This is a genomic window from Pseudomonas sp. HMWF006 (genome assembly GCF_003061205.1).
Lineage (GTDB): Bacteria > Pseudomonadota > Gammaproteobacteria > Pseudomonadales > Pseudomonadaceae > Aquipseudomonas > Aquipseudomonas monsensis.
Genome location: NZ_QAIU01000584.1, coordinates 2,215 through 3,447 on the forward strand (window position 1 = coordinate 2,215; position 1,233 = coordinate 3,447).

General features: G+C 59.8%; 2 protein-coding genes. One reads left to right on the forward strand and one right to left on the reverse strand.

The features are described from left to right. A partial coding sequence (locus tag DBR24_RS34025; protein ID WP_256591878.1) for a phospholipase D-like domain-containing protein occupies positions 1-489 on the forward strand: 489 nt, incomplete at its 5' end. A 132-nt stretch (positions 490-621) separates the two neighbouring features. Here the strand turns inward: DBR24_RS34025 and DBR24_RS34030 are convergent. Further along, a partial coding sequence (locus tag DBR24_RS34030; RefSeq protein ID WP_256591879.1) for a glycoside hydrolase family 3 C-terminal domain-containing protein occupies positions 622-1,233 on the reverse strand: 612 nt, incomplete at its 5' end.

A 1,233-nucleotide genomic window follows, 5' to 3' on the forward strand; every position in this document is an offset into this window, starting at 1 on the left:
GGACAGCAACGCATCTGGATGGCCACGCCGTACTTCCTGCCCACCTGGAAAATTCGCCGCTCCCTGCGCAAAGCGGCCGCGCGTGGCGTCGATGTGCGCCTGCTGCTGACCGGCCCGCGCACCGATCATCCCTCGGTGCGCTACGCCGGGCATCGTTACTACCCGCGACTGCTCAAGGCCGGGGTGCAGATCTTCGAATACCAGCCGTGCTTTCTGCATTTGAAAATGGTGCTGGTGGACGATTGGGTGAGCATCGGCTCATGCAACTTCGATCACTGGAATTTACGCTTCAATCTGGAGGCGAACCTGGAAGCGCTGGATCCGGCGTTGACGGCAGCAGTGCAGGCGAGTTTCGTGAAGGACTTCGGGCTGAGCCAGCAGGTGAGTCTGGAAGAATGGCAGCGCCGACCGTTGTGGCGGCGGGTGAAGCAGCGGGTGTGGGGATGGGTGGATCGGGTGGTGGTCAATATCCTCGATAGACGCGGCTAGTTGCAACACCCCAAAACACTGTGGGAGCTGGCTTGCCAGCGATGAGGCCATCACATTCAACATAGCAGTTGACTGTCAGGCCGCCATCGCTGGCAAGCCAGCTCCCACAGGTTTTGTGTGTAGCTTCCGTTCTTACAGCAATTCAAAGCTCTGCTGCGTCACGTCCTGGGAATCCAGGCCGATCTGCACGTTGAACTTGCCAGGCTCGGCCGCGTATTTGAGCTGGGCGTTGTAGAACTTCAGGTCATCCTCGGTGATGGTGAAGTGCACGACTTTCTGTTCGCCGGCCTTGAGCATGATTTTCTGGAAGTTCTTCAGTTCTTTCACCGGGCGGATCATCGAGCCGGTGACGTCCTGAATGTACAGCTGCACCACGGTTTCGCCGTCACGTTTGCCGGTGTTCTTCAGCGTGACGCTGGCGTCGAGCTTGCCGGTGGCGTTCAGGGTGGTCGACGACAGCGCCATGTCGCTCAGGGCGAAGCTGGTGTAGCTCAGGCCGTAACCGAACGGGAACAGCGGACCTGTGGTGTCATCGAAATACTGCGAGGTGTAGTTGCCCGGTTTGCCCGGTGTGAATGGCCGGCCAATGCTCAGGTGGTTGTAATAGGTCGGAATCTGGCCCACGGAGCGCGGGAAGGTCACCGGCAGTTTGCCCGACGGGTTGTAGTCGCCGAACAGCACGTCAGCGATGGCGTTGCCGCCCTCGGTGCCACTGAACCAGGTTTCCAGAATCGCGTCAGCCGA